The sequence below is a fragment of the Mycolicibacter heraklionensis genome, from assembly GCF_019645815.1.
In the GTDB taxonomy this organism is placed as follows: domain Bacteria; phylum Actinomycetota; class Actinomycetes; order Mycobacteriales; family Mycobacteriaceae; genus Mycobacterium; species Mycobacterium heraklionense.
Map to the genome: position 1 here is coordinate 1,375,451 of NZ_CP080997.1, position 23,285 is coordinate 1,398,735.

The following is a 23,285-nucleotide window of genomic DNA, read 5'->3' on the forward strand; positions in this document are numbered from 1 at the left end:
GGATTAGAACGGCTCCTCGGCGCCGCCGGGGTTGCAGCCGTTGGCGAGCAGGTTCAGGGTGCTCACGTCCGGGCGCCACGGCTCCAGATTCCAACTGGTCTTGCCGGGCTGGATGAATTCGGCGAACTGCCAGTGGCACAGGAACTGCGCGCGCATGCCGGGGTTGTTGGCCTCCGGGTTGCGCTTCACGACTTCCGCCCAGGCCTGCTCGCCCTGGCGCAGAGTGCCGGGCTCGCCGGCCTCGGTTCGGCCGGTGTCGGTCGGGTAGACGCGCAGGCTGGTTCCGCCGTCGTAGGTCACCCACTGGGTGTTCGCGACGTACGGCGCCGCGCTGATTCCCGCGGCGCCCAGGAAGCCGCCCGCGCCGCCCAGGCCACCCGCGCCGCCTTCACCGCCGAGGCCGCCGTCGCCGCCGCGGCCGAACAACAGCCCACCCGCGCCGCCGTCGCCCCCGGCGCCGCCGTTTTCGTCCCCGTCGCCTTCACCGCCGACACCGCCGTCGCCGCCGCGGCCCGTCCACCAGGCCCCGGCACCGCCCACTCCGCCGTCACCGCCGATGTCCCCCGCAAGACCGATGCCCCCGGCGCCGCCGGTGCCCCCGGTGCCCAGCAGCATGCCGACTCCCACGCCACCGGTGCCGCCGCCCGCACCCGCGCCGCCGGCACCGCCCGCGCCGCCCACGCCCATGAACCAGCCGCCGGCGCCGCCGTCGCCGCCGGCGGCTCCGACGCCGCCCAGCCCGCCCGCTCCACCGTTGCCGAAGAAGCCCGCGTCGCCGCCGGCGCCGCCGATCCCGTCGATACCCGCGACGCCGGCTCCGCCGTCGCCGAACAGGAAGCCGCCATCACCGGCGTCGCCGAACCAGCCCGACTGACCGAACAGGCTGGTGTTGACGCCGTCGAACCCGTCGATGCCGTCGCCGATCAGATCGCGGCCGAACAGCGTGGCAAACGGTGCGTTGATCACACCCAGGCTGAGCTCGCCGAACGGGCTGGCAATCCACTGCTGGAGCCCGTCATGCAGCGGTGCGTAGATGAACTGGTTCACCCAGTCGGCGGTGTCGAGGGACTGGCTCGGGCCAGGCCAGGCCAGCACCGCGTCAATGACGTCGGAGAACAGCTTGTTGGTGGCCGGATCGAGTTGGTCGGTGAAAGACTGGACCAGCGCCATCAGGCTGCCCAAGTCGAGTCCGCCTGCCGCGCTGCCGGCGACTTCCACCGGCGCCGCTGCATCGAGCAGCCAGTCCCAGTCCGCCTGCGCCGGGGCGGCGGCCAGCATCGGGGTGAGGCCCACTACCAGGGCGCCTGCTGCAGCGGCGGCCGTCCGGGTGGGGGAGACGGTGCGGGTGCCGATACCGCGGGTGACGCTGCCCTGCTTGCGTGCGCGCATGGCTCTACCGATCTCCCTAAGTAGGAACTAACAGTCTTTACTTAGGGAACTGTAAGCCACTGGAGTCCGCGGCGGTATCCCGCCGAGCCCATCACCAGAGGTAGGGCAGCAGACGGTAGCGGACGTGGCGGGTGTATTCGCGGTATCCGCTGAGCTCCTGGGCCAGCAACCGCTCCTCGTCGAAGATTCGGACCACCAGGATGGGCACGTAGGCGAGTGCGCCCACCAGCCCCCAGTACGAGCCGAGGGCCAGCGGTATGCCGATCATCGTGACCAGCGCGGCGAAGTACATCGGGTGGCGGACCAAGCCGTACATCCCGGTCGATATCACCGGCTGTTCGTTCTCGACGGTGATGTTGGCTGCGGCGTAGTTGTTCTCCATGATGGACAGCACGCCAAGGCCGAATCCGAGCACCGCCAGGGCTTCGCCGAGTATCGGCACGGCCGTCGGCGGGGCTGACCACCCGAACCGGTGATCCAGCGCGCTGACCACCAACCCGGCCGCGAATGCAACGACCAGGGCTGTGCTGGCCAGTTTCTGCGGGATCCGGGTTTCGGCCTTCGGGCCGCCGCGCAGCCGCCGCTGCAGCACTGCCGGATTGGTGAGGCCCCAGTAGACGCAGCACGCGATGCTGATCGTGGTGTAGACCGCCAGGAATGTCCAGGCCTGCCAGTAGTCGAAAGTGCCTGCCGCCCAGAACAACAGCAACCCGCACAGCGCCGCTGTGACCAGGCCGGCGCCGATGGCTTGAGCCATCACCTTCATCTGCGTCGCCTTCTCGTTCACCACACGTAGGGCAGCAGTCGGTACCGCACCCGCGCGGTGTACTCGCGATATCCGCTCAGTTCCTGGGTCAGCAACCGCTCCTCGTCGAAGATGCGCACGATCAGCAGGGCCATCCCCGGCAGCAGCAAGACCAGCCCCCAGTAGGAGCCGAGAGCCAGTGGCGTACCGGCCATCAGGAGGACGTTCCCGGTGTACATCGGGTGCCGCACCAGCCCGTACAGGCCCGTGGAGACCAGCGCCTGGCCCGCTTCGACGGTGACGTTGGCCGCCGCGTAACCGTTCTGGATGACCACCGCCATGGCCAGGACCAGTCCGGCCGCCACCAGCACGTCGCCGAACAGGCAGACCGCCGTCGGCACCGTCGACCATCCGAGACGGTGATCCACCGCGCTCAGGACGAACAGGGCGGGAAAGCAGATGAAGATGGCGGTGATCACGATCCGTTGCACTGGCCGCGTCTCCGCCAGCGGTCCTACTTGCATCCGCCGATCCAGTGCGGCCGGATTGGTGCGCATCAGGTAGACGCTGGGAATCCAGGTGGACGCGGCGAACACCGCGAGGAACACCCAGGCCTGCCAGTAGTGCACCGTCCCGGCCGGCACGAACAGCAGCAATCCGAAGGCAACCAGGCCCAAAAAGGCTGAAAACAAACCTTTGCCAACAGCTTTCACGTCGTCCTCCTCATGTCGTCAGATCCCTGCGCCGGAAGGCCTGCAAGCCCACGGCGATCAGTGCGGCGTCGATCGCCAGCAGCACCACCAGCGGCACGACGCGCAGCGCGCCGTCTCCGATCACCGGGATGTGGGCGAATGGTTCGAGGTCGAGCACCCACTGCGGCAGTCCGGAGATGGAGCCGAGCAGATACAGCGCGACGAACCCGGTCAGCACCGCCCACGCGGCGGGCGCGACCTTGGGGACGAGCCCGAACAAGGCGACCGCCACGGCCGCGGGCAGCCAGACCGCCGGTAACTGCACGGCGGCGCTGCCCACCACCGCGGGCACCTGGGCGCCGATGTCGCCGGTCGCCGTCCCGTAGACGATTCCGGCCACCAGCCCGGCAGCGAGCATCGCGAGCGTCGATCCGGCCAGTGCGGCCACCAGATGGCTTGCCAACCAACGATTTCGCGACAACGCTCCGGCGAGCAGCGTCTCGGCGCGCGTTGCGGCTTCCTCCTGGTGCAGCCGCAGTACCAGCGACACCGCGAAAGCTGCCGCGACCATGCCCAGCATGGTGAACGCCACCGCGACGAATGCATGCTCCAGCGCCGCGGTACCGCCCAGCCGAATGACGACGTCGCGGGCGCGATCGCTGCCCACTTCGTCGCCGATACCGTGCACCACGCTGCCGACCAGCAGCCCGTAGAGCACCAGGGCAGTCGTCCACAGCCGCAGCGCCCCGCGGTCGAGCCGCCACGTCAAGCCGAACGTGCCCGCCAGCGTCGGCGCCGCCCGGCGGGGGCCCGGACGGTCGGCCAGCAGCCCGGCCCCGACATCGCGGCGGGCGGCGAGCCGATAGGTCAGCCAGGTGAGCGCAGCCGTCGCGGCCAGATGCAGTAGCAGCACCCACCAGCGGTCACCGGCGTACGGCCGGACCTGTAGCGACCAGCCCAGGGGTGAGAGCCACGACAGCGCACCCGATCCCGCATCGCCCACGGCGCGCAGCGTGAACGCGCCGGCCAGCACGCCGAACGCGGCGCCGCGGGCGAACCGTGCGCTGGGTGACAACTGGGCGGCAACCGCGGCCACGGCGGTGAACACCAGCCCGGAGCAGGCCAGTGCCGCTCCGAACGCCCACGATCCGGCGGCCGGCACGGCGGTGGTCAGCAGGCCCGCCGCCCCGATCACACCGGTGGCCACCGACGCACCCGAGGCCAGCAGTAGCGCGCCGGTCAGCCCGGCATAGCGGCCCACCGCGGTCGAGTCGATCAGCTCGGTGCGGCCGGTCTCCTCGTCGGCGCGGGTGTGCCGGATGACGGTCAGGATCACCGCGACCGCGATCAGCAGGTGGAAAATCCCGGCCTTCCAAATGCCCACCGCGCCGAGGGAGTCGTTGTAGACCTGGCCGTACATCGCGCGCTGCGCCGGGCTGGCCATGATGGTCGCGGCCAGGCCGGCGCGGTCGGCGGCGGTGGGATAGATCGCCTCGACGCTCGCGATGTAGACGCTGGCCAGCGGCAGCGACAACAGCAGCACCCACAGTGGCAGCACGATGCGGTCGCGTCGCAGGCACAGGCGCAGCAGCCCCAGCGTGCCAACGAGATTCGACCCGCCCCGGCGGTAGTGCGGTGACGCGGGTTGGACGACGACGGCAGTCATACCCGGACCGTGTCGTAGTGACGCAGGAACAGCTCTTCGAGCGTCGGTGGTTGGCTGGTGAGGCTGCGCACGCCGGCTGCGCCGAGCACCGCGATGAGCTCTGCGAGGCTGGCGCTGTCGACCTGCGCATGCAGCACGGTGCCGGTGTATCGCACGTCCGCGACCCCCGGGATGCGGGTCAGATCACCGGGATCGCGCATCAGGTCAGCCTGAATCGAGGTGCGACGCAGGTGCCGCAGCGATTCCAGCGAGCCGCTTTCGACCACGCGCCCGGCCCGGATGATCGTCACCCGCTGGCACAGGGTCTCGGTCTCGGCCAGAATGTGGCTGGACAGCAGAACGGTGGCGCCGCGCCGGCTCGCCTCGGCGACGCATTGCTGGAAGACGTTCTCCATCAAGGGGTCCAGTCCGGTGCTGGGCTCGTCGAGCACGAGCAGCCGGGCGTGCGAGGAGAAGGCGGAGATCAGCGAGACCTTCTGGCGGTTGCCCTTGGAGTAGGTGCGGGCCTTCTTGCTCGGGTCCAGGTCGAAGCGCTCGATCAACTCGTCGCGGCGCCGCTCGTCGAGGCCGCCGCGCATCCGCGCCAGCAGGTCGATGATCTCGCCTCCGGTCAATGCCGGCCACAAGGTGACATCGCCTGGCACGTAGGCGATCTCGCGGTGCAGCTCGACCGCGTCGGTCCAGGGATCACCGCCGAGCAGCCGCACGGTCCCACTGTCGGCCTTCACCAGGCCCAGCAGGATGCGGATGGTGGTGGATTTGCCGGCGCCGTTGGGGCCGAGGAAGCCGTGCACCTCGCCGCCGTAGACGGTCAGGTCCAGTCCGTCGAGCGCCTTGACCTGGCCGAAGCTCTTCTCTAGTCCGCGGATTTCGATTGCCGGCCAATGGTTGTCAGGTCGCATCCGTTCCCCCTTGTTCGGTCGCCAGGAAAGCGTCGTACATGGTGCGGTCGGTCATCAGGCCCTCGGTGTAGATCTCGAGCGCGGGCAAGATCATGTCGCGCGCGTAGTCGCGCAGCACGGCGCGCAGATCGGTCGGGTTCTCGTGCATCTGCAGATACAGCAGGAATCCGCCGCCGTTGTTGATGGCCAGGAAGCGGGCCCGGGCTTTGGGGTCGCGGCTGGGTTTGAGGGTGCCGGCGCGTACGCCCTCGTCGAGGTAGCCTTCGGCGTTGTCTATCATCCTGCGCCACAACGTGTTTGCCAGCTCGCCGCCGGACTGCATGCTGCGGACCAGGTAGGCCATCATCGGCGCATAGGACTCGATTTCGGCCATCTGCGCGAACCAGGTTCCGGGGTCAGCCGAGCGCATCGCCTCGGATTTACCGCTGCGGATCTCTTCGGCGACGAACTCGTCGCAGGCCTTGCGCAGCCCCTCTTTGGAGCCGAAGTGGTGGATGACCAGAGCGGCGCTGACTCCGGCGGCCTCGGCGATAGCCCGGACGCTGACACCGAATCCCTGCCGCCCGAACTGCTCGATGGCCGCATCGCGGATTCTCGCCGTAGCCGTCAAGTCCGCTGAACGCATGTTCAATACGCTAAACACGCGTTCAGTCGGGTGTCAAGACCTTGCCCGCCCCCATTGGCGCGAGGGTGCGTGTTTGTCCGTCAGAACGCGGCGTGTCGCGTACCAACGCGCACGCTCGCGCAGGTGGGTGGGGAGCGCAGGTGGAGTGGGGAGCGCAGGTGCGTGCGGGAGTGCAGGTTGTGTGGGGGAGTGAAGTCTCAGTCGCGAACGGCGGCCAACAGGCCGTCGCCCAGCGGAATCAACGCCGGGGTCAGCCGCTCGTCCACGGCGATCAGCCGGGCCGCTTCGCGCACGGCAAGCACCTCGGCGTCGTTGGCCGCCGGATCTCCGGCCCGGCCGCCCAAGGCGGCCCGGTGCACCACGACCACGCCGCCGGGCCGCAGCAACCGCACGGCTTCCAGGACGTAGCCGGGCTGGTCGATCGGGTCGGCATCGACGAACACCAGGTCGTAGGACTCGTCGGCGAGGCGGGTCAGCACCTCTTGGGCGCGGCCACTGATGAACCGTGTTCTGCCGGGCCCGATTCCGGCGTCACCGAAGGCCTGCTTGGCGGTCCGCTGGTGCTCGGGCTCGATGTCGATCGTGGTCAGCACACCGTCTTCGCCCATCCCCGACAGCAGCCACAGCCCGCTGACGCCGGCGCCGGTGCCCACCTCGACCACCGCCTTGCCGCCGCTGAGTTTGGTCAGCAGGCTCAGTAGCGCGCCGACCGCGGCGCTGATCGACCCGACGCCGATCTCCCCGGCCCGGTCGCGGGCGGCCGCCAGAACCGCGTCCTCGGTCATGGAGTCCTCGGCGTGCGCCAACAGAGCATCGGCTCGACTGCGCGGCGGCTCCCCGGGAGTGTCGTCGGTGCTGGCCATGTCCGCAGCGTAGGACAAAGCCGTTGCGGCCCGCGCACCGGCGCGCCCGCCCGACACGCCCGGGGCGCGGCCCGTGTCCGAACTGTTACCTGGTCGTATAACCGCAGTGCGTGGCGTATTCGAACACAGGTTCACAGTCGGAGTTCAGTGACAGCACAGAGCTGGCATACCGCGATAGGCAACGGTATCGGCATGGAACGAGGTAGGAACCGGCCTCGAGACGCTAGGAATACGAGGGGCCCGGTGCGCGTTGACCGCGATAGTGAGCTGCCGTCGCCAGACGGCGGACCCGAGCTAGAGGACGTCGCCATAACCACTTTGCTGCCCCCGGTCGCCATGTCGCACCCGACCACCCACTCGGACCGTTACTCCGACACCGATTGGGTCGAACAGCCCGAGGAGCCGCAGGGCACCGCGGTGTTCGACGCCACCGGAGACGTTGCGGCGATGCCGTCGTGGGACGAACTGGTGCGCCAGCACGCCGACCGGGTCTACCGGCTGGCTTACCGGCTCTCCGGAAACCAGCAGGACGCAGAGGATCTCACCCAGGAGACCTTCATCCGGGTGTTCCGTTCGGTGCACAACTACCAGCCTGGAACCTTCGAGGGCTGGCTGCACCGCATCACCACCAACCTGTTCCTGGACATGGTGCGCAGGCGGGGGCGCGTCCGCATGGAGGCGCTGCCGGAGGACTACGACCGGGTGCCCGCCGACGAGCCCGACCCCGAGCAGATCTACCACGATGCGCGGCTGGACCCGGACCTGCAGGCAGCGCTGGACTCGTTGGCGCCGGAGTTCCGCGCCGCGGTCGTGCTGTGCGACATCGAAGGCCTGTCCTACGAGGAGGTCGGGGCCACGCTCGGGGTGAAGCTGGGCACCGTGCGCAGCCGCATTCACCGAGGCCGCCAGGCCCTGCGTGACTATCTCGCCGCTCGAACCAGTCAGCGCGACGGTTTGGCCTTCGGCGGCGTCGCGGCCGGCTGAGCCGCGTCGCCGACACCTTCGGGTTTCCGCGTCCGCGGGCGGTATCGCGCTACATTCTTATTGGGTCTTTATTGAGCCCGATTGAGTGCTGATCTGGGTATGCGATCGGAGAGGAGTCCGGTGTGACGGACCGCGGAGGTGTCTTCCGTCGCGCATTCTCCTGGCTGCCCGCTCAGTTCGCCTCGCAAAGTGACGCGCCGGTCGGTGCCCCGCGCCAGTTCGGGTCCACCGAACATCTCTGCAGCGAGGCGATCACCGCCTACGTCGACGGCGAGCTGCGGATGAACGCCCACCTGCGCGCGGCCCACCACCTGTCGCTGTGCCCCGATTGCGCGGCCGAAGTGGAATACCAGGGCCGGGCGCGCTCGGCCCTGCGCGATTCGCATCCGATCCGGATTCCCTCCGCGCTGCTCGGCCTGTTGTCCCAGATCCCCGATTCCCCGGCCGACTGTTCGCCCGACGAGCCGACCAGGCCGATGCCCGCCCGGTTCGACGACGGCAAACCTCAAGAACGCCGTAAACGTCGGTAAGGTGGATCTCCAGCGGCGCCAGCGCCCGGTGATGCTGTGCTCGCGGAGCCTGGAAGCGACCCAGGGCTGGACCCGGAAGAGGAATAGGTGAGCTCCAACAACGAGAACGCCGGCGGTAACCGCTTGGCGCCGCGACCCGTCTACCGGCCCCCTGTGGACAGTGCGTCCAAAAAGGCCTTCGGCCGGCCCGACGGGGTGCCCGGTTCTTTCATTCCCGCCGACGTACGGCCCAAGAAGTACCGTGAACAGGGCGAGTTCACCCCGCGTGACCTGCCGCCGGACCCGGTGCTCAAAGAGGCCTTCAGTCGGCCCTACGGCAGCGGCCCCTCGTTGCAGCGCCATCCTGCCGACGCCGGCGCGCTGGGCCGCAACGGCAAACCGGACGGGCTGGAAGACACCCGCGACCCGTGGCGTGACCCCGCCGCCGGCGCCGCACTGGGTGCGCCGGCCGTGGTCCCGCCCGCACCGCGGGCGCCCGGCGAGTGGGGTGGCCGCCTCGGCGTGCGCGACGTGCTGTTCGGCGACCGGATCTCCTACCGGGCGCTGGCCACGCTGGCCGCGATTGCGCTGGCGATCGGCATGGTCGGCGGCTGGGTCGGACGTACCACCGCGCAGGTCGTCGAGGCATTCACGACGTCGAAGGTGACGCTGTCCACCAAGGGCAACGCCGAGGAGCCGGCCGGGCGGTTCGCCAAGGTCGCCGAAGCCATCGCGAATTCCGTGGTGACCATCGAGTCGGTCAGCGACGACCAGGGCATGCAGGGCTCCGGGGTGGTGATCGACGGCAAGGGCTACATCGTCACCAACAACCACGTGATCTCCGAAGCCGCCAACAACCCCAGCAAGTTCAAGACCACGGTGGTGTTCAACGACGGCAAAGAGGTGCTGGCCAACCTGGTCGGTCGCGACCCGAAGACCGACCTGGCCGTGCTCAAGGTCGACAACGTCGACAACCTGTCGGTGGCCCGTCTCGGTGACTCCGACAAGATCCGGGTCGGTGACGAGGTGATCGCGGCGGGCGCTCCGCTGGGCCTGCGCAGCACCGTGACCCACGGCATCATCAGCGCCGTACACCGGCCCGTGCCGCTCTCCGGCGACGACTCCGACACCGACACCGTCATCGACGCGGTGCAGACCGACGCCTCGATCAACCACGGCAACTCCGGCGGTGCGCTGATCGACATGGATGCCCAGCTGGTCGGGATCAACACCGCCGGAAAGTCGTTGTCCGACAGCGCCAGCGGGCTGGGATTCGCGATCCCGGTCAATGAGATGAAGACCGTGGCCGAGGCGCTGATCAAGGACGGCAAGATCGTGCACCCCACGTTGGGGGTCAGCGCTCGCTCGGTCAGCAACGCCATCGCGTCCGGCGCGCAGATCGCCAACGTCAAGGTGGGCAGCCCCGCGGAGAAGGGCGGCATGCTGGAGAACGACGTGGTGGTCAAGATCGGCGATCGCACCGTTGCCGACGCCAACGAATTCGTCGTGGCGGTCCGCAATCTGACCATCGGCAAGGAAGCCCCGGTCGAGGTGGTCCGGGACGGGCGCCATGTGACGCTGACGGTGACCCCCACCCCCGACGGTTAGAAGTTCGCCTCGATGTTCGCGAATGTCGGCTGGGGCGAGATGCTCGTCCTCGTGGTGATCGGGCTGGTGGTCCTGGGCCCGGAGCGGCTGCCGGGAGCCATCCGGTGGACCGCCGGCGCGCTGCGCCAGGCCCGCGACTACGTCACCAACGCCACCGACCAGCTACGCGAAGAGATCGGTCCGGAGTTCGACGACCTTCGGGCGCCGCTGAGCGAACTGCAGAAGTTGCGCGGCATGACACCGCGCGCCGCGCTGACCCGGCATCTGCTCGATGGCGACGATTCACTGTTCACCGCGGTCGGTTCGCTGGCCGCAGAGCCTCGCCCGAAGCCGCTGACACCGGCCGTGGTGCCCGAGCCGGGGGGACCGGCTCCCTTCGACACCGACGCGACCTAGACCAGACTCAGCGCTGGGAGCCCCCGGTGTCCAAGCCCAGCGACATCCCCACCAGCCCGCGTCGGCGGGTGGCCAGCTGATCGGCGACTCGGCGCAGCTCCTTGCCCGCCACCGAGTCCGGCGAGAGCACCACCGGGGATCCGGAGTCGCCGCCGGTCACCATCTCGCTGTCGATCGGCACCTGACCCAGCAGCGGCACGTCACGGCCCATCGCCCGGGTCAGCCGCTCGGCGACCCGCTCGCCGCCGCCCTCGCCGAACAGGTGCATGGTGGACCCGTCGGGCATGGCCAGTCCGGCCATGTTCTCCACCACTCCGACGACCTGCTGGCGGGTCTGCAGTGCGATCGCCCCGGCCCGCTCGGCCACCTCCGCGGCCGCCTGCTGCGGCGTCGTCACCACCAGGATCTCGGCCGACGGAACCAACTGTGCCACCGAGATCGCGATGTCGCCGGTGCCCGGCGGCAGATCCAGCAACAGCACGTCCAGGTCACCCCAGTACACGTCGGCCAGGAACTGCTGCAACGCCCGGTGCAGCATCGGGCCCCGCCACACCACCGGTGTGTTGCCCTGGGTGAACATCGCAATCGAGATCACCTTCACGCCGTATCCGATCGGCGGCATGATCATCGAGTCGACCTGGGTGGGCAGGGCGGTGACGCCCATCATCCGTGGTACCGAGTGGCCGTAGATGTCGGCGTCGAGCACCCCGACGGACATACCGCGTTCGGCCAGCGCGACCGCGAGGTTGACCGTCACACTGGATTTGCCGACCCCGCCCTTGCCCGAGGCGATCGCGTACACCTTGGTCAGCGAGCCCGGCTGGGCGAACGGGATGACCGGTTCCCGAGCGTCGCCACGCAGCTGTTTGCGCAGCTCGGCGCGCTGCTCGTCGCTGAAGACATCCAGGCTGACCTTGACGGGTCCGGTGCCGGGCACGTCGTTGATCGCGGTGGTGACGTTGTTGGTGATCTCGGCTTTCATCGGACAGCCGGCGATCGTCAGGTAGACCGTGACGTGCACACTGCGGTCGTCCGCGATCTCGATGCTCTTGACCATGCCCAGATCGGTGATGGGACGCCGGATATCGGGGTCCAGCACATTGCCCAGCGCTGCATAGATCGCGTCGTGCAGGGCCGCAGTCTCATCGTGATTCTCGGACATCGCAACCGAGTCTAGGCCAGCGAGGCAGGGCCTTTGCCTGTGAGATGCGTCAGGCCGGGGGGACGGCCTGCGCTCCGTCCTGGGGTGCACCGGCAGGCGCCTGGGGTGGCGGCGCGCCCGGGACGTCCGGCGGCGACGGTGCGACGGCGTAGGCCGGCATCGGCGCAGGCGGGGCCGGCGGGGCTTCCGGGGGACCGAAGGGGGCCGGCGGGACACCGTTGGGCGGCGCTGGTGGGGCCGGCGCGGCTTGGGGCTCCAGGCAGATCATCCGGCAGGCCGCCGCGGGGCGCGGCAGCTGCTGTTGCTGTTGCTGCTCGGGCGAGGTCATCCACGGCGGCAGCCAGGGCATATTCGCCAGCTGGGTCTCCAAACTCGGCTGGCCCAGATCGATCAGCGACGATTCGGCGGGGTGGTTGACCTGGGACATCCCGTGCATGCTGAGCGACTCGGGCCCGAGCCCTTCCGGGTGTTCCAGGTGCTCCAGGTGCAGGTCCGCGATCGGCGGTGCCGGGCCTACGATCGGCGGCAGGTCGACGGGGGCCACCCCGGTGGCGTAAGCCGCCGCCCAGCCCATCACGTTCTCCGCGTAGGCCATCGAGTTGTTGTAGCGCAGGATCGCGGTCAGGACCTGTGACTGTTCGCGCAGGTTCATCCCGCCGCTGCACAGGTAGCGTGCTGCTGCCAACGTCGCGTCGTAGACGTTCTGCGGGTCCGCTCGCCCGTCGCCGTCGCCGTCGGCGGCGTACCGCGACCAGGTTCCGGGCAGGAATTGCATCGGGCCCAGTGCGCGGGCGTAGACGACGCGTCCCGGGGCGCTGCTGGCCACGATGACTTCGTTTCCGGGCAGGGTGCCGTCCAGCGCCGGTCCGTAGATCGGCTGCAGCACGTTGCCGCGCACATCGGTGGCCCCGCCGTTGGCGTGCCCGGATTCGATGCGCCCGATCCCGGCCAGCAGGTTCCAGCTGATCCCGCATTGGGGATCGGCGACCGCCATCTGCTGTTCGGCGTTTTGGTAGGCGGCCAGCGCGGTCTTGGGGATCCCCAAGGTGCCCGGCGCATAGACGACCGCTGCCGGCGGCGCCGACGGTGCGCCCGCGGCGACGTGCAGGTTCGCCTGCGGGCGGCGTACCGCGACGACGGAGGGGCCCGAGGAGTGGCCGGTCGAGGATGTGTGCACCGAAGCCGCCAGCGGGGTGACCGCGGCATTGCGCAACGGCAGCGAGGTCGACGGAGAGCGGGGCGTGGCACCTACGGCGCCGGCGAACACCAGCGGGGTGATGAACGTCAGGCCGAAGGCGGGCCGCAGGGCTGAGCGGGCCGCCCGCCGCAATCTGGCAGCGCGGGACACGCGTTCCGCTGCGCCGCCCCCTGTTGGCACTCGACCGCCCCTAATTCCGCTCTGGTGAAACCGCACGGGCTTCGTGAACTAGGTCACCATACCCAAGACATGTCCCGTTGATGACCGTTATCTGGTCCGCGTCACCTGTCAGGACGGCCGTTGAGCGGGCTCCGGGGCGGCGGGATCGGGGTCTGGACGCAGGGTCTCCAGCAGTTCCCGGACCCGCTCGAGCTCATGGTGCAGGTAGTCGCGGGTGGCAACCTCACCGACCGCCAGGCGCAGTGACGCCAGTTCCCGGGCCAGGTACTCGGTGTCGGCTTTGGTCTGTGCGGCGCGGCGGCGGTCCTCGTCCAAGCTGACCCGGTCGCGGTTCTCCTGCCGGTTCTGGGCCAGCAGGATCAGCGGCGCGGCGTAGGCGGCCTGGGTGGAAAACGCCAGGTTGAGCAGGATGAACGGGTAGGGGTCCCACTGGAATCGGATCGCGTAGACGTTCAGCAGGATCCAGCCGACCACCAATATGGTCTGGATGGCCAGGTAGCGCCCGGTGCCGAAGAACCGTGCCACCGATTCGGTGAACCGGCCCAGCGCGTCGGGATCCATGTTCAAGCTGGGGAACCGCGAGGTGCGCGGCGTGGACAGCCGCTGCGATGTCGAGCGGTCGGTCACGACGGCCTCCCGGCGAGTTTCGGCCCCAGGTCGGGCTCGGGGGTTTCGCGCCAATCATCCGGCAGCAGGTGATCCAGCACGTCGTCGACCGTCACCGCGCCCAGCAGGTGGTTCTGTTCGTCGAGCACCGGTCCGCAGACCAGGTTGTAGGCGGCGAAGTAGCGGGTCAGCTCCGCCAGGGACACCTCCGGGTTCAATGCCGGAAGGTCGGAGTCGACGAACCCGCCGATGAGTTCGGCCGGCGGCACCCGCAGCAGCTGCTGCAGCGGGACGGAGCCCAGGTAGCGGCCGGTCGGGGTGGCGGTGGGAGCCCGTGTCACGAAAACCAGCGACGACAGCGCCGGAGTCAGGTCGGGGTCGCGCACCCGGGCCAAGGCCTCGGCGACCGAGGTGTCGGCGGTCAGCACCACCGGGTTGGAGGTCATCAGGCCTCCTGCGGTGTCAGGGGAGTGCTCCAGCAGTCGGCGCACCGGGTCGGAGTCGTCGGGGTCCATCCTGGCCAGCAGCGTCTCGGCCTCGGTGGGGTTCATCACGCCCAGCAGGTCCGCGGCGTCGTCGGGGTCCATCTCCTCCAGCACGTCGGCGGCCCGATCGGTGCCCAGCTGGGCCAGTACGACGGCCTGACGTTCCTCCGGGAGCTCCTGCAGGATGTCGGCCAGCCGTGCGTTGTCCAGCGCGTTGATCACCTCGTAGCGGCGCTTGGGCGGCAGCTCGCGGATGGCGTCGGCGACCTCGATCGGCCGCCAGCCCTCGAACTGCTGCAGCAGCTGCGCCACGCCCTGCCCGGGCATCGCGAGCGCGGACGGGGTGAGGCCCTGCACGTTGTGCCAGTCCACGATGTGGACGGCGGCGCGCCGGCCCAGCCGCCGGGAATGCCGCACCGCGATCCGGGTGACCAGCCAGTCGCGCGTGCGGCTCTGTTCGATGGCCAAGTCGGTGATCGCCACATCGACGCCGGCCAGCTCCGGCAGCTCCGGGTCGGTGACCCGGACCTTGGTGTCCAAAACCTGGCCGAGCACCAGTGCCTCACCGGGCCGCTGGTTGAACTTGCGCAGTGACACCGTTCCGGTGTTGAGGGTGACCGCGTTGGGTTCGATCGACGCGACCCGCAGAATCGGCACGAAGATGCGTCTGCGAGTAGGGAGTTCGACTACCAGGCCCAGCACACGCGGCTGCTGACGCACGATACTGAGACTGACGACCACATCGCGGACCCGACCGACAGATTCGCCGAACGGGCCTAGCACCAGCATCCTCGCAAGCCGCGCTGCGTAAACCCTGTTGCTCGACGCCATGGTTGAAAGGGTAGGAGTATTTAGGTGACCAACGTGTATCGCCCCCGCCGTACTTGCCTATCGGTGCCTGGCAGCAGCCAGAAGATGATCGACAAGGCCAAGGGTCTGTCCGCCGACGAGGTCTTTCTCGACTTGGAGGACGCCGTCGCTCCAGCGGCCAAAGAGCAGGCTCGGGGCCTGGCCGCCCAAGCGCTGACCGCGCGGGACTGGACGGCCCCGTTGCTGGGGGTGCGGGTCAACGACTGGACCACACCGTGGACCCATGCCGACCTGATCGAGGTGGTCTCGGCGGTCGGTGCCGCTGGCAGCCGACTCGACGTGATCGTGCTGCCGAAGGTGTCCGACGCCTCGCATGTGCAGGCCCTCGATCTGTTGCTCACCCAGCTGGAGACCATCCACGGGCTGCCGGTCGGGCAGATCGGTGTCGACGCCCAGATCGAGGATGCCCGCGGCCTGATGAACATCAACGCGATCGCCGCGGCGCCGCGGGTGCAGGCGCTGGTGCTCGGTCCGGCCGACCTGATGGCCAGCCTCAACACCCGCACCCTGGAGGTCGGTGAGCAGCCCGAGGGCTATACCGAGGGCGACGCCTACCACCACGTGTTGATGACGATCCTGGTGGCGGCGCGCGCCCACGGGGTCGCCGCCGTCGACGGGCCGTATCTGAAAGTGCGTGACGTCGAGGCGTTCCGGCGGGTGGCCGGCCGCTCGGCCGCGCTCGGTTACGACGGCAAATGGGTGCTGCATCCCGACCAGATCGCGGCGGGCAATGAGATCTTCAGCCCGCGTCAGTCCGAGTACGACCATGCCGAGCTGATCCTGGAGGCCTATGCGTGGCACACCTCGCAAGCCGGCGGTGCCCGCGGTGCGGTGATGCTCGGTGACGAGATGCTCGACGAGGCCAGCCGCAAAATGGCTTTGGTGGTGGCGGGCAAGGGCCGGGCGGCCGGGATGCGTCGTGAGGCGCCGCCGTTCACACCGCCGGCCTAGCGGGGTTCAGTGGGGCCGCGCCCCGGACCGACCCATGACGGCCACTGCCCGGCTTTGAGCGACTGTTGCGTTATGTCAATGGGATCGAGTTGGCGCCGCCTGCCCGGTAAAGCGACGGGAGCTACCGCCCATCACAAACCGGCCAGTAGCACGGTGGCGGGCCCGAGAATAAGATCCAGCGGGATTTCCACCAGCAAATGGTTCAGACCGACAACGATGCTGGCCAGGCCGACGTTGATGTCGTCGAATGCAAGAGCTCCGATACCGTCCGATATTGCAGACATTCCGGCCACGGATCGCTGTTGGATGTCGTTGATCAGCCCGCCGAAGTCCAGCGACGACCACACGAGGATATTGGGCGCGAAATAGGGGAAGACGATCTGCTGCGCCAGGGCCGTGTCGATCATGCCCAGGACGGCGGTTTCGGGGGCGGCGACAAAAAGATTGCTCAACCCGCTGCTGATCTCCCACAAGCCTGCAATCAAGTCACCCCCGGAGACACCGCTGAGGCCCGCGCTGATCTGGGCCTGCCCCAGGTCTACTACCGCTTGCAAGATGTCACGGGCATTGTTTGGGATATGGTCCATGTCGGGATAACTGACGTCACTGCCGTAGTCGGCAGCTTCACCTGGGTCGGCGGAAGTCCACTCGGCTGAGCCGTGGGATGTCAGGAAGTCAGAGAAGGACGCCCCGGCGAGCTGGACGCGATGCTCCTGAGGGGGCGCCGACAGCGAAACCGCGGGCGGCGCGGGGGCAAGCAAGCCGGCACCGATGACGGCCAGGCCCGCGGTGACGGGCACCGATGAGAACATAGCCATTGTTCGCTCCTCCAAGCTAATTGACCTGAAACATGAACTTGCGTCTGCTCTGGAGGAATAATACTTAATTTATGCTTAGAGTGCAATCGCTTCATTGTGAGATTTACCTCTAGATTATTTAGCCATCGGCCGAGGCCCCGGCCGGCCGACCAGGATTCGGCACGCGAGTCTCGGAAGTGTTCAACGGTGTCGACGTAGCCATCGCTGCGAAGCAAAAAGCAAATCTCCGGTGCCCTCATGACCAGCGCAACGTCGGTCAGGGCGACTGGCGTTCTGCCTGTGGCGGCTGCCGGTGAAGTCGCCGCGACCCTAGGGCTGACGACAGGCCTCAGGCGCCACAGTCGCCACCGCTTCCCGCCCTGTGCTGTCGCGCAAAGGCGGGCAACTGTCTTCGTCCCGCCGGGCGGCCGGTGAACCTCGGCTCGGCGCTTAGTTCAGGGCGATCATTGCGAGAATGAACGAAAGAGTCACGGCGACACCGCCTATCGCGGTACCGGCCACCGCGAGACCGTGGCCCGCCTCACCGGTCGACCTGATCTGGCTCAGCGCGACGCCCCCCAGGATGACGCCGGCCACTCCCAGCGGCCAGAACACCAGGCCGAGCAACGACACCACCAGGGAGCTGACCGCCAGGACGTTGGTCTTCTGCGCCTGGCCCGGATTGAAGTAGCTGCCCGGATACGGCGTGCCATAGCCCGACGGCGGGTAACCCGGGGGGTTGCCGTAGCCCGGCGGAGGATATCCGGGAGGGGCGCCGAGTCCCGGGTATTCGTTCGGGCCGGCAGGTGCGGGCGGCACATAGCCGCCGGGCGGCAGATAGTTGCCGGGCGGTGGGGGCGGCGGATAACCGCCCGCGGACGGGGGCGGCGGAGGGAAGCCAGTCGGGGGGAAGCCAGGCGGCGGGTAGCCGGGTGCCGGCGGGTAGCCCTCGAAGCCCGACGGGTAGGGCCAGCCGCCCTGGTCGGGCGGGGGTGCACCCGCGTCGGCCCAGGGTTGGTCGGCATTGCCTCGTGGATTCTCGCCAGAATCCCCGCCGGGAGCTGTCATGCTGTTCAACCTAGCCGATGCACCGGGCCCGGCTCGTCGTCCGACGGCCGCTTCCCGGAGCGAGGAGAAAGAAATCCCATGACCAGCCCCTTCCAACCCGGACAGACTCCCGATCCGATCGGCGCGGCGGCCGCGCCGGGGCGCCGGGACATCGGCCGGCTGCCCACCCCGCCCAAAGGCTGGCCGATCGGTTCGTACCCCACCTACGCCGAGGCGCAGCGCGCGGTGGATTACCTGTCCGATCAGCAGTTTCCGGTCCAGCAGGTGACCATCGTCGGCGTCGACCTGATGCAGGTCGAGAGGGTCACCGGCCGGCTCACCTGGCCCAAAGTCCTCGGCGGCGGCGTGCTGACCGGGGCCTGGCTGGGCCTGTTCATCGGCCTGGTGCTGGGCATCTTCAGCGCCAACCCGACCCAGGCGCTGGTGACCGGCCTGATCGCCGGGGTGTTCTTCGGTTTGATCACCTCGTCGGTTCCCTACGCGATGGCCCGCGGTACAAGGGATTTCAGCTCGACCATGCAGCTGGTCGCGGGCCGCTACGACGTGCTGTGCGACCCGCAGAGTGCCGAGCAGGGCCGGGATCTACTGGCGAAGCTGACGCTCTGACACTCTGACGGGCGTTGTTGCGTAGCGCGGTCAGGCGGCCTTACCGTCGTGGCACGAAACGGCAACGGGAGGCGGGTGGCGTGGCGAGTCGGCGCGGTCGCGTACGGCGGCTGGGCGCGGCTGCGCTGACTGCACTGACCGTTGCCTCGGCGGGATCGGCCTGCGGTTCGTCCGGGTCGGCCGCTGATGTCCCGGTGATCAGCGTGTACACCCCGGCCAACGACACCGCGACGTTCCGTGTCCTCGCGGCGCGCTGCACCGAGCAGGCCGGTGGCCGGTACCGGGTGCAGCAGTTCAGCCTGCCGCGCGCCGCGGACGACCAGCGCCTGCAATTGGCCCGCCGGCTCACCGGCAACGACCGCACCCTGGATGTGATGGGTCTGGACGTGGTGTGGACCGCCGAATTCGCCGAGGCCGGCTGGGCGCTGCCGCTGTCCCAGGACCCGGCCGGCAAAGCCGAGGCCGACGCCGCCGATGACACGCTGCCCGGCCCGCTCGCGACCGCCCGCTGGCGCGATCGGCTCTACGCCGCGCCGGTCGTCACCAACACCCAATTACTCTGGTACCGGCCGGATCTGATGAAGTCCGCGCCGTCCACCTGGGACGGCATGGTCGCCGAGGCGTCCCGATTGCACGCCGCGGGTGAGCCGAGCTGGATCGCGGTGCAGGCCAAGCAATACGAGGGCTTGGTGGTGTGGTTCAACACCCTGCTGGAAAGTGCAGGGGGCCGGGTCCTCGGCGACGACGGCAAGTCCGTCACCCTCACCGACACCGCCGAGCATCGGGCCGCCACCGTCGCTGCGCTGCGGGTCATGAAGGCGGTGGCGACCGCTCCGGGGGCCGACCCGTCGATCACCCAGAGCGATGAGGGCACCGCCCGGCTGGCATTCGAGCAGGGCAAGGCGGCGCTGGAGGTCAACTGGCCCTTCGTGCTGCCGTCCATGCTGGAGAACGCGGTCAAGGGCGGGGTGGGGTTCCTTCCGCTGCAAGGGCGTTCGGATCTGGCCGGCAGTGTCGACGGCATCGGCGCCTTTGCGCCCAGCGACGAGCAGTACCGCATTGCCTATGAGGCCAGCCGCAACGTGCTCGGGTATGCGCCGTATCCGGCGGTGGTGGCGGGGCATCCGGCCAAGGTGACCCTCGGCGGGTTGAACCTGGCGGTGGCCAGGACCACCCGGCATCGCGCCGAGGCGTTCGAAGCGGTGCGCTGTCTGCGAAACGCCGCGAACCAGAAGTATGTCGCGATCGAGGGCGGGCTGCCCGCGGTGCGCGCCTCGGTGTACGCCGACCCGCAATTCCAGGAGAAGTACCCGCAGCACAACGTGATCCGTCAGCAACTCACCGACGCCGCGGTGCGGCCGGTGACACCGGTCTATCAAGCGGTGTCGACCCGGATATCGGCAACGCTGGCACCGATCAGCGCCATCGACCCCGAGCGCACCGCCGACGAGCTCACGGTGCAGGTGCGCAAGGCCATCGACGGCAAGGGGCTGATCCCGTGACCCGCGCCGACTCCCGCGCAGATGACGTCCGTTCACAGCGCCGGCTCGCGGTGGCGCTCGTCGCGCCGGCGGTGATCCTGATGCTGGCCGTGACGGCCTATCCGATCGGGTACGCGATCTGGCTGAGCCTGTTGCGTTACAACCTGACTACCCCGGACGACACCGCGTTCGTCGGCCTGGCCAACTATCAGACCACCCTGACCGACTCCTATTGGTGGACCGCGTTCGCGGTGACGCTGGGTATCACCGTGGTCTCGGTGGCCTTCGAATTCGTCTTCGGCCTGGCGCTGGCACTGGTGATGCACCGCAGCCTGTTCGCCAAGGGCATGGTGCGCACGGCGGTGCTGGTGCCCTACGGCATCGTCACCGTCGCTGCCGCCTACAGCTGGTATTACGCCTGGACTCCGGGGACCGGTTACCTGGCCAATCTGCTGCCCACCGGCAGTGCGCCACTGACCCACCAGCTCCCGTCGCTGGGGATCGTGGTGCTGGCCGAGGTGTGGAAGACGACGCCGTTCATGGCGCTGCTGCTGCTGGCCGGGCTGGCACTGGTGCCCGACGAACTGCTCAAGGCAGCACAGGTGGACGGTGCCGGTGCCTGGCGGCGACTGGTCACCATCATTCTGCCGATGATGAAACCGGCGATCCTGGTGGCGTTGCTGTTCCGCACGCTGGACGCGTTTCGGATCTTCGACAACATCTACGTGCTCACCAACGGATCCAACAGCACCGGCTCGGTGTCGATCTTGGGTTACGACAACCTGTTCAAGGGATTCAACGTCGGGTTGGGGTCGGCGATCTCGGTGCTGATCTTCATCTGCGTGGCATTGATCGCGTGGGTGTTCGTCAAAGTGTTCGGTGCCGCGGCGCCGGGATCGGGCCAGAGATGACCGAGCTTCGCCGCCGCACCGCGTGGCTGATCATCGACCTGGCGGTGGTGGTTTACGCCCTGGTCCCGGTGCTGTGGATCTTCTCGTTGTCGCTCAAACCCACCTCAACGGTCAAGGACGGCAAGCTGATTCCGTCGTCGGTGACCCTGGACAACTACCGCGGCATCTTCGCCGGTGACGTCTTCGGCTCGGCGCTGATCAACTCGGTGGGTATCGGGCTGATCACCACGGTGATCGCGGTGGTGATCGGGGCAATGGCCGCCTATGCCGTGGCTCGCCTGGACTTCCCCGGCAAAAGGCTGCTGATCGGGGCGGCCCTGCTGATCGCGATGTTTCCTCAGATATCGCTGGTGACACCGATTTTCAACATCGAGCGGGCCACCGGGCTGTTCGACACCTGGCTGGGGTTGATCATTCCCTACATCACCTTCGCTCTGCCGCTGGCGATCTACACCCTCTCGGCGTTCTTCCAAGAGATCCCGTGGGACCTGGAGAAGGCCGCCAAGATGGACGGCGCCACCCCCGGTCAGGCGTTCCGCAAGGTGATTGCGCCGCTCGCGGCGCCGGGCATCGTCACCGCGGCGATTCTGGTGTTCATCTTCGCCTGGAACGACCTGCTGTTGGCGTTGTCGCTGACGGCGACCAAGGCCTCGGTCACCGCGCCGGTGGCGATCGCCAACTTCACCGGCAGTTCGCAATTCGAGGAGCCGACCGGATCGATCGCGGCGGGCGCCATGGTGATCACCGTGCCGATCATCGTGTTTGTTCTAATCTTCCAACGACGGATCGTGGCGGGACTGACCTCCGGCGCGGTGAAGGGATAGGCCGATGGCAGAGATCGAACTCCTCCACGTCAGCAAGAGCTACCCCGATGGTGCGGTGGCGGTGAAGGACCTGTCGCTGAGCATCGCCGACGGCGAGTTCATCATTTTGGTGGGGCCCTCGGGCTGCGGAAAGTCCACCACGCTCAACATGATCGCCGGTCTGGAGGAGATCACGTCGGGGGAGCTGCGCATCGGTGGCGAACGCGTCAACGAGCGCGCACCCAAGGACCGCGACATCGCGATGGTGTTCCAGTCCTACGCCCTCTACCCACACATGACGGTGCGGCAGAACATCGCGTTCCCGTTGACCCTGGCCAAGATGAAGAAGCCGCAGATCGCCGAGAAGGTGGCCGAGGTCGCCGAAATCCTCGACCTGACAGCTCTTCTGGACCGCAAGCCGTCGCAGCTCTCCGGCGGCCAGCGGCAGCGGGTCGCGATGGGGCGGGCGATCGTTCGGCACCCCAAGGCATTTCTGATGGACGAGCCGCTGTCGAACCTCGACGCCAAGCTGCGGGTGCAGATGCGCAGTGAGATCGCCCGGCTGCAGCGCAGGCTGGGCGCCACCACCGTCTACGTCACGCACGACCAGACCGAGGCGATGACGCTCGGTGACCGGGTGGTGGTGATGCACGGTGGGATCGCCCAGCAGATCGGCACGCCCGACGAGCTCTACCAGCGGCCCGCCAACCTGTTCGTCGCCGGTTTCGTCGGCTCTCCGGCGATGAACTTCTTCCCGGGAACGCTGACCGCGACCGGCGTACGCCTGCCCATCGGTGAGCTACCGCTCGACGCGGCGACGCGCGCGTCGATCGGCAAGCATCCGGCACCGGCCGGCGGTGCGGTGGTCATCGGGGTGCGCCCGGAGCATCTCGGCGATGCCGCGCTGCTCGATGACGCTCAGCGCGCCCGCGCGGTGACGTTCGCGGCCCGCGTCGACCTCGTCGAATCACTGGGCGCCGACAAGTACCTGTACTTCACCCCGAACGAATCCGGCGACGCATCAGCCGAAAACGATCTGGTGGCCAGGGTTCCGGCTGCGTCGAAGGCAGCCGGCGGGCAGCCGATCGAGCTGGCGCTGGACCCTGACAAGGTGGTCGTGTTCGACGCCAAATCCGGGGTGAACCTCAGCGTGCCGCCGGCCGCGTGATGAGCGACGAGCTGGACCGGGTGCGTGAGCATGTCCGACGGCATTTCGCGGGCGTCGCCGGCTCGAGTGTCGAACCCGACACCGCACGGGTGACGTTTCTGGGTGTCGAGCCCATCGAGGTGTTGCGGTTCGGGCCCGGACCCGACCGGATGGTGCACTACGTCTCGGCGGGTTGCTCGCGCCACCCCATGGGCGACCCCGGTCAGCTGCTGGCCGACCCGGTGCACGGCCCCCGGGCCGAAATCGTTGTGAGCCTGCGTTCCTCGGGTTCTGATACCGGGCTGGCCCGCAGTCTCGCCGCGGTAGCGGCCGCGCCGGTGGTCGAAGGGGTGGTGTTGGCGCCCGATGCGCTGATCGACCTCGGGGGGCCGCTGTGGACTGGGCCCTCGGGCCCGGTGCCGTTCACCGCGGTGTTGCTGGGCGACAGCGACGTCGCAGAGTTGGCGTTGGCACCGCCGCGGGAGCCGGTGCGGTTCTTGTCCGCCACCCCGATCACCGCGACCGAGGCCGCCTGGGTGCGGCTCAAGGGCGCCGAGGCGATGCGCGAGGCCTGGCGGTCTGACGGCGTGGACGTCTTCGACCCGGACCGTCCCGCGTCCCAGCCGCTGTAGTTTCTCTCC

The 23,285-nt window shown here is 68.6% G+C and carries 24 protein-coding genes; 11 read left to right on the forward strand and 13 right to left on the reverse strand.

Features of this window, described 5'->3' with window-relative positions; genetic code table 11:
- Nucleotides 1-3: 3 nt before the first annotated feature.
- From K3U94_RS24090 to K3U94_RS06615, 7 genes are all read right to left on the reverse strand, one after another.
- Entirely contained in the window at nt 4-1,389 is a 1,386-nt protein-coding gene (locus K3U94_RS24090) for a DUF2599 domain-containing protein (RefSeq protein ID WP_220695982.1), read from the reverse strand.
- A gap of 91 nt (nt 1,390-1,480) precedes the next feature.
- Nucleotides 1,481-2,155, reverse strand: coding sequence for a methyltransferase family protein (locus K3U94_RS06590; RefSeq protein WP_220696701.1), 675 nt, complete (start codon nt 2,153-2,155; stop codon nt 1,481-1,483).
- 17 nt (nt 2,156-2,172) lie between these two features.
- Entirely contained in the window at nt 2,173-2,847 is a 675-nt protein-coding gene (locus K3U94_RS06595; protein WP_220695983.1) for a methyltransferase family protein, read from the reverse strand.
- Between the two features lie 10 nt (nt 2,848-2,857).
- Complete coding sequence (locus K3U94_RS06600) at nt 2,858-4,492, reverse strand: ABC transporter permease (RefSeq protein WP_220695984.1); 1,635 nt, start codon at nt 4,490-4,492, stop codon at nt 2,858-2,860.
- On the reverse strand, nt 4,489-5,394 hold the full coding sequence (locus K3U94_RS06605; protein WP_220695985.1) for an ABC transporter ATP-binding protein: 906 nt from the start codon (nt 5,392-5,394) through the stop codon (nt 4,489-4,491). Before K3U94_RS06605 ends, K3U94_RS06600 begins: the two co-directional genes overlap by 4 nt.
- Nucleotides 5,384-6,019 (reverse strand): TetR/AcrR family transcriptional regulator, encoded by a 636-nt coding sequence (locus K3U94_RS06610; RefSeq protein WP_220695986.1) that lies wholly within the window; start codon nt 6,017-6,019, stop codon nt 5,384-5,386. Before K3U94_RS06610 ends, K3U94_RS06605 begins: the two co-directional genes overlap by 11 nt.
- Nucleotides 6,020-6,216: 197 nt before the next feature.
- Nucleotides 6,217-6,882 (reverse strand): O-methyltransferase, encoded by a 666-nt coding sequence (locus K3U94_RS06615; protein WP_220695987.1) that lies wholly within the window; start codon nt 6,880-6,882, stop codon nt 6,217-6,219.
- A 192-nt stretch (nt 6,883-7,074) separates the two neighbouring features.
- Between K3U94_RS06615 and sigE the strand changes: the two genes are divergently transcribed.
- From sigE to tatB, 4 genes are all read left to right on the forward strand, one after another.
- Nucleotides 7,075-7,866: an RNA polymerase sigma factor SigE gene (gene sigE / locus K3U94_RS06620; protein ID WP_082133880.1), complete on the forward strand. Its 792-nt coding sequence runs from the start codon at nt 7,075-7,077 to the stop codon at nt 7,864-7,866.
- A 122-nt stretch (nt 7,867-7,988) separates the two neighbouring features.
- Nucleotides 7,989-8,396 carry an anti-sigma E factor RseA gene (gene rseA, locus K3U94_RS06625; RefSeq protein WP_220695988.1) on the forward strand — a complete coding sequence of 136 codons (408 nt, stop codon included), beginning with the start codon at nt 7,989-7,991 and terminating at the stop codon, nt 8,394-8,396.
- A gap of 87 nt (nt 8,397-8,483) precedes the next feature.
- On the forward strand, nt 8,484-9,983 hold the full coding sequence (htrA, locus tag K3U94_RS06630) for a serine protease HtrA (protein ID WP_047317103.1): 1,500 nt from the start codon (nt 8,484-8,486) through the stop codon (nt 9,981-9,983).
- A gap of 12 nt (nt 9,984-9,995) precedes the next feature.
- Nucleotides 9,996-10,379, forward strand: a complete 384-nt coding sequence (gene tatB, locus K3U94_RS06635) for a Sec-independent protein translocase protein TatB (protein ID WP_047317102.1) — start codon at nt 9,996-9,998, stop codon at nt 10,377-10,379.
- A gap of 7 nt (nt 10,380-10,386) precedes the next feature.
- Here the strand turns inward: tatB and K3U94_RS06640 are convergent, their stop codons facing one another.
- From K3U94_RS06640 to K3U94_RS06655, 4 genes are all read right to left on the reverse strand, one after another.
- Nucleotides 10,387-11,541, reverse strand: coding sequence for an Mrp/NBP35 family ATP-binding protein (locus tag K3U94_RS06640; protein WP_047317101.1), 1,155 nt, complete (start codon nt 11,539-11,541; stop codon nt 10,387-10,389).
- 49 nt (nt 11,542-11,590) lie between these two features.
- Nucleotides 11,591-12,919 carry a lytic transglycosylase domain-containing protein gene (locus K3U94_RS06645; RefSeq protein ID WP_220695989.1) on the reverse strand — a complete coding sequence of 443 codons (1,329 nt, stop codon included), beginning with the start codon at nt 12,917-12,919 and terminating at the stop codon, nt 11,591-11,593.
- Nucleotides 12,920-13,027: 108 nt separating this feature from the next.
- Nucleotides 13,028-13,546 (reverse strand): DUF1003 domain-containing protein, encoded by a 519-nt coding sequence (locus tag K3U94_RS06650; protein WP_047321605.1) that lies wholly within the window; start codon nt 13,544-13,546, stop codon nt 13,028-13,030.
- On the reverse strand, nt 13,543-14,841 hold the full coding sequence (locus tag K3U94_RS06655) for a magnesium transporter MgtE N-terminal domain-containing protein (protein WP_047321606.1): 1,299 nt from the start codon (nt 14,839-14,841) through the stop codon (nt 13,543-13,545). The genes K3U94_RS06650 and K3U94_RS06655 overlap by 4 nt, the downstream gene beginning before the upstream one ends.
- A gap of 24 nt (nt 14,842-14,865) precedes the next feature.
- Here K3U94_RS06655 and K3U94_RS06660 point away from each other — a divergent pair, with 24 nt between their 5' ends.
- Nucleotides 14,866-15,831 (forward strand): HpcH/HpaI aldolase/citrate lyase family protein, encoded by a 966-nt coding sequence (locus K3U94_RS06660; protein WP_220695990.1) that lies wholly within the window; start codon nt 14,866-14,868, stop codon nt 15,829-15,831.
- Nucleotides 15,832-15,962: 131 nt separating this feature from the next.
- Here K3U94_RS06660 and K3U94_RS06665 read toward each other — a convergent pair whose 3' ends face one another.
- Both K3U94_RS06665 and K3U94_RS06670 read right to left on the reverse strand, forming a co-directional pair.
- A complete protein-coding gene (locus K3U94_RS06665; RefSeq protein WP_131721562.1) occupies nt 15,963-16,631 on the reverse strand; it encodes a hypothetical protein in 669 nt (222 codons plus the stop codon).
- Nucleotides 16,632-17,078: 447 nt separating this feature from the next.
- The gene (locus tag K3U94_RS06670) at nt 17,079-17,696 is read right to left on the reverse strand and encodes a DUF4190 domain-containing protein (RefSeq protein ID WP_220695991.1); all 618 of its coding nucleotides are present in this window, start codon (nt 17,694-17,696) and stop codon (nt 17,079-17,081) included.
- Between the two features lie 78 nt (nt 17,697-17,774).
- Between K3U94_RS06670 and K3U94_RS06675 the strand changes: the two genes are divergently transcribed.
- The 6 genes from K3U94_RS06675 to K3U94_RS06700 all read left to right on the forward strand — a co-directional run bounded on the left by K3U94_RS06675 (nt 17,775) and on the right by K3U94_RS06700 (nt 23,276).
- Complete coding sequence (locus K3U94_RS06675) at nt 17,775-18,302, forward strand: YflT domain-containing protein (protein ID WP_047320139.1); 528 nt, start codon at nt 17,775-17,777, stop codon at nt 18,300-18,302.
- Between the two features lie 80 nt (nt 18,303-18,382).
- Nucleotides 18,383-19,804 carry an extracellular solute-binding protein gene (locus K3U94_RS06680; protein WP_220695992.1) on the forward strand — a complete coding sequence of 474 codons (1,422 nt, stop codon included), beginning with the start codon at nt 18,383-18,385 and terminating at the stop codon, nt 19,802-19,804.
- Nucleotides 19,801-20,694, forward strand: a complete 894-nt coding sequence (locus K3U94_RS06685) for a carbohydrate ABC transporter permease (protein ID WP_220695993.1) — start codon at nt 19,801-19,803, stop codon at nt 20,692-20,694. Before K3U94_RS06680 ends, K3U94_RS06685 begins: the two co-directional genes overlap by 4 nt.
- Nucleotides 20,691-21,518 carry a carbohydrate ABC transporter permease gene (locus K3U94_RS06690; protein WP_047320136.1) on the forward strand — a complete coding sequence of 276 codons (828 nt, stop codon included), beginning with the start codon at nt 20,691-20,693 and terminating at the stop codon, nt 21,516-21,518. Before K3U94_RS06685 ends, K3U94_RS06690 begins: the two co-directional genes overlap by 4 nt.
- Before the next feature lie 4 nt (nt 21,519-21,522).
- Nucleotides 21,523-22,665: an ABC transporter ATP-binding protein gene (locus tag K3U94_RS06695; RefSeq protein ID WP_220695994.1), complete on the forward strand. Its 1,143-nt coding sequence runs from the start codon at nt 21,523-21,525 to the stop codon at nt 22,663-22,665.
- Nucleotides 22,665-23,276 (forward strand): suppressor of fused domain protein, encoded by a 612-nt coding sequence (locus K3U94_RS06700; protein WP_220695995.1) that lies wholly within the window; start codon nt 22,665-22,667, stop codon nt 23,274-23,276. Before K3U94_RS06695 ends, K3U94_RS06700 begins: the two co-directional genes overlap by 1 nt.
- The last annotated feature ends 9 nt before the right edge of the window (nt 23,277-23,285 follow it).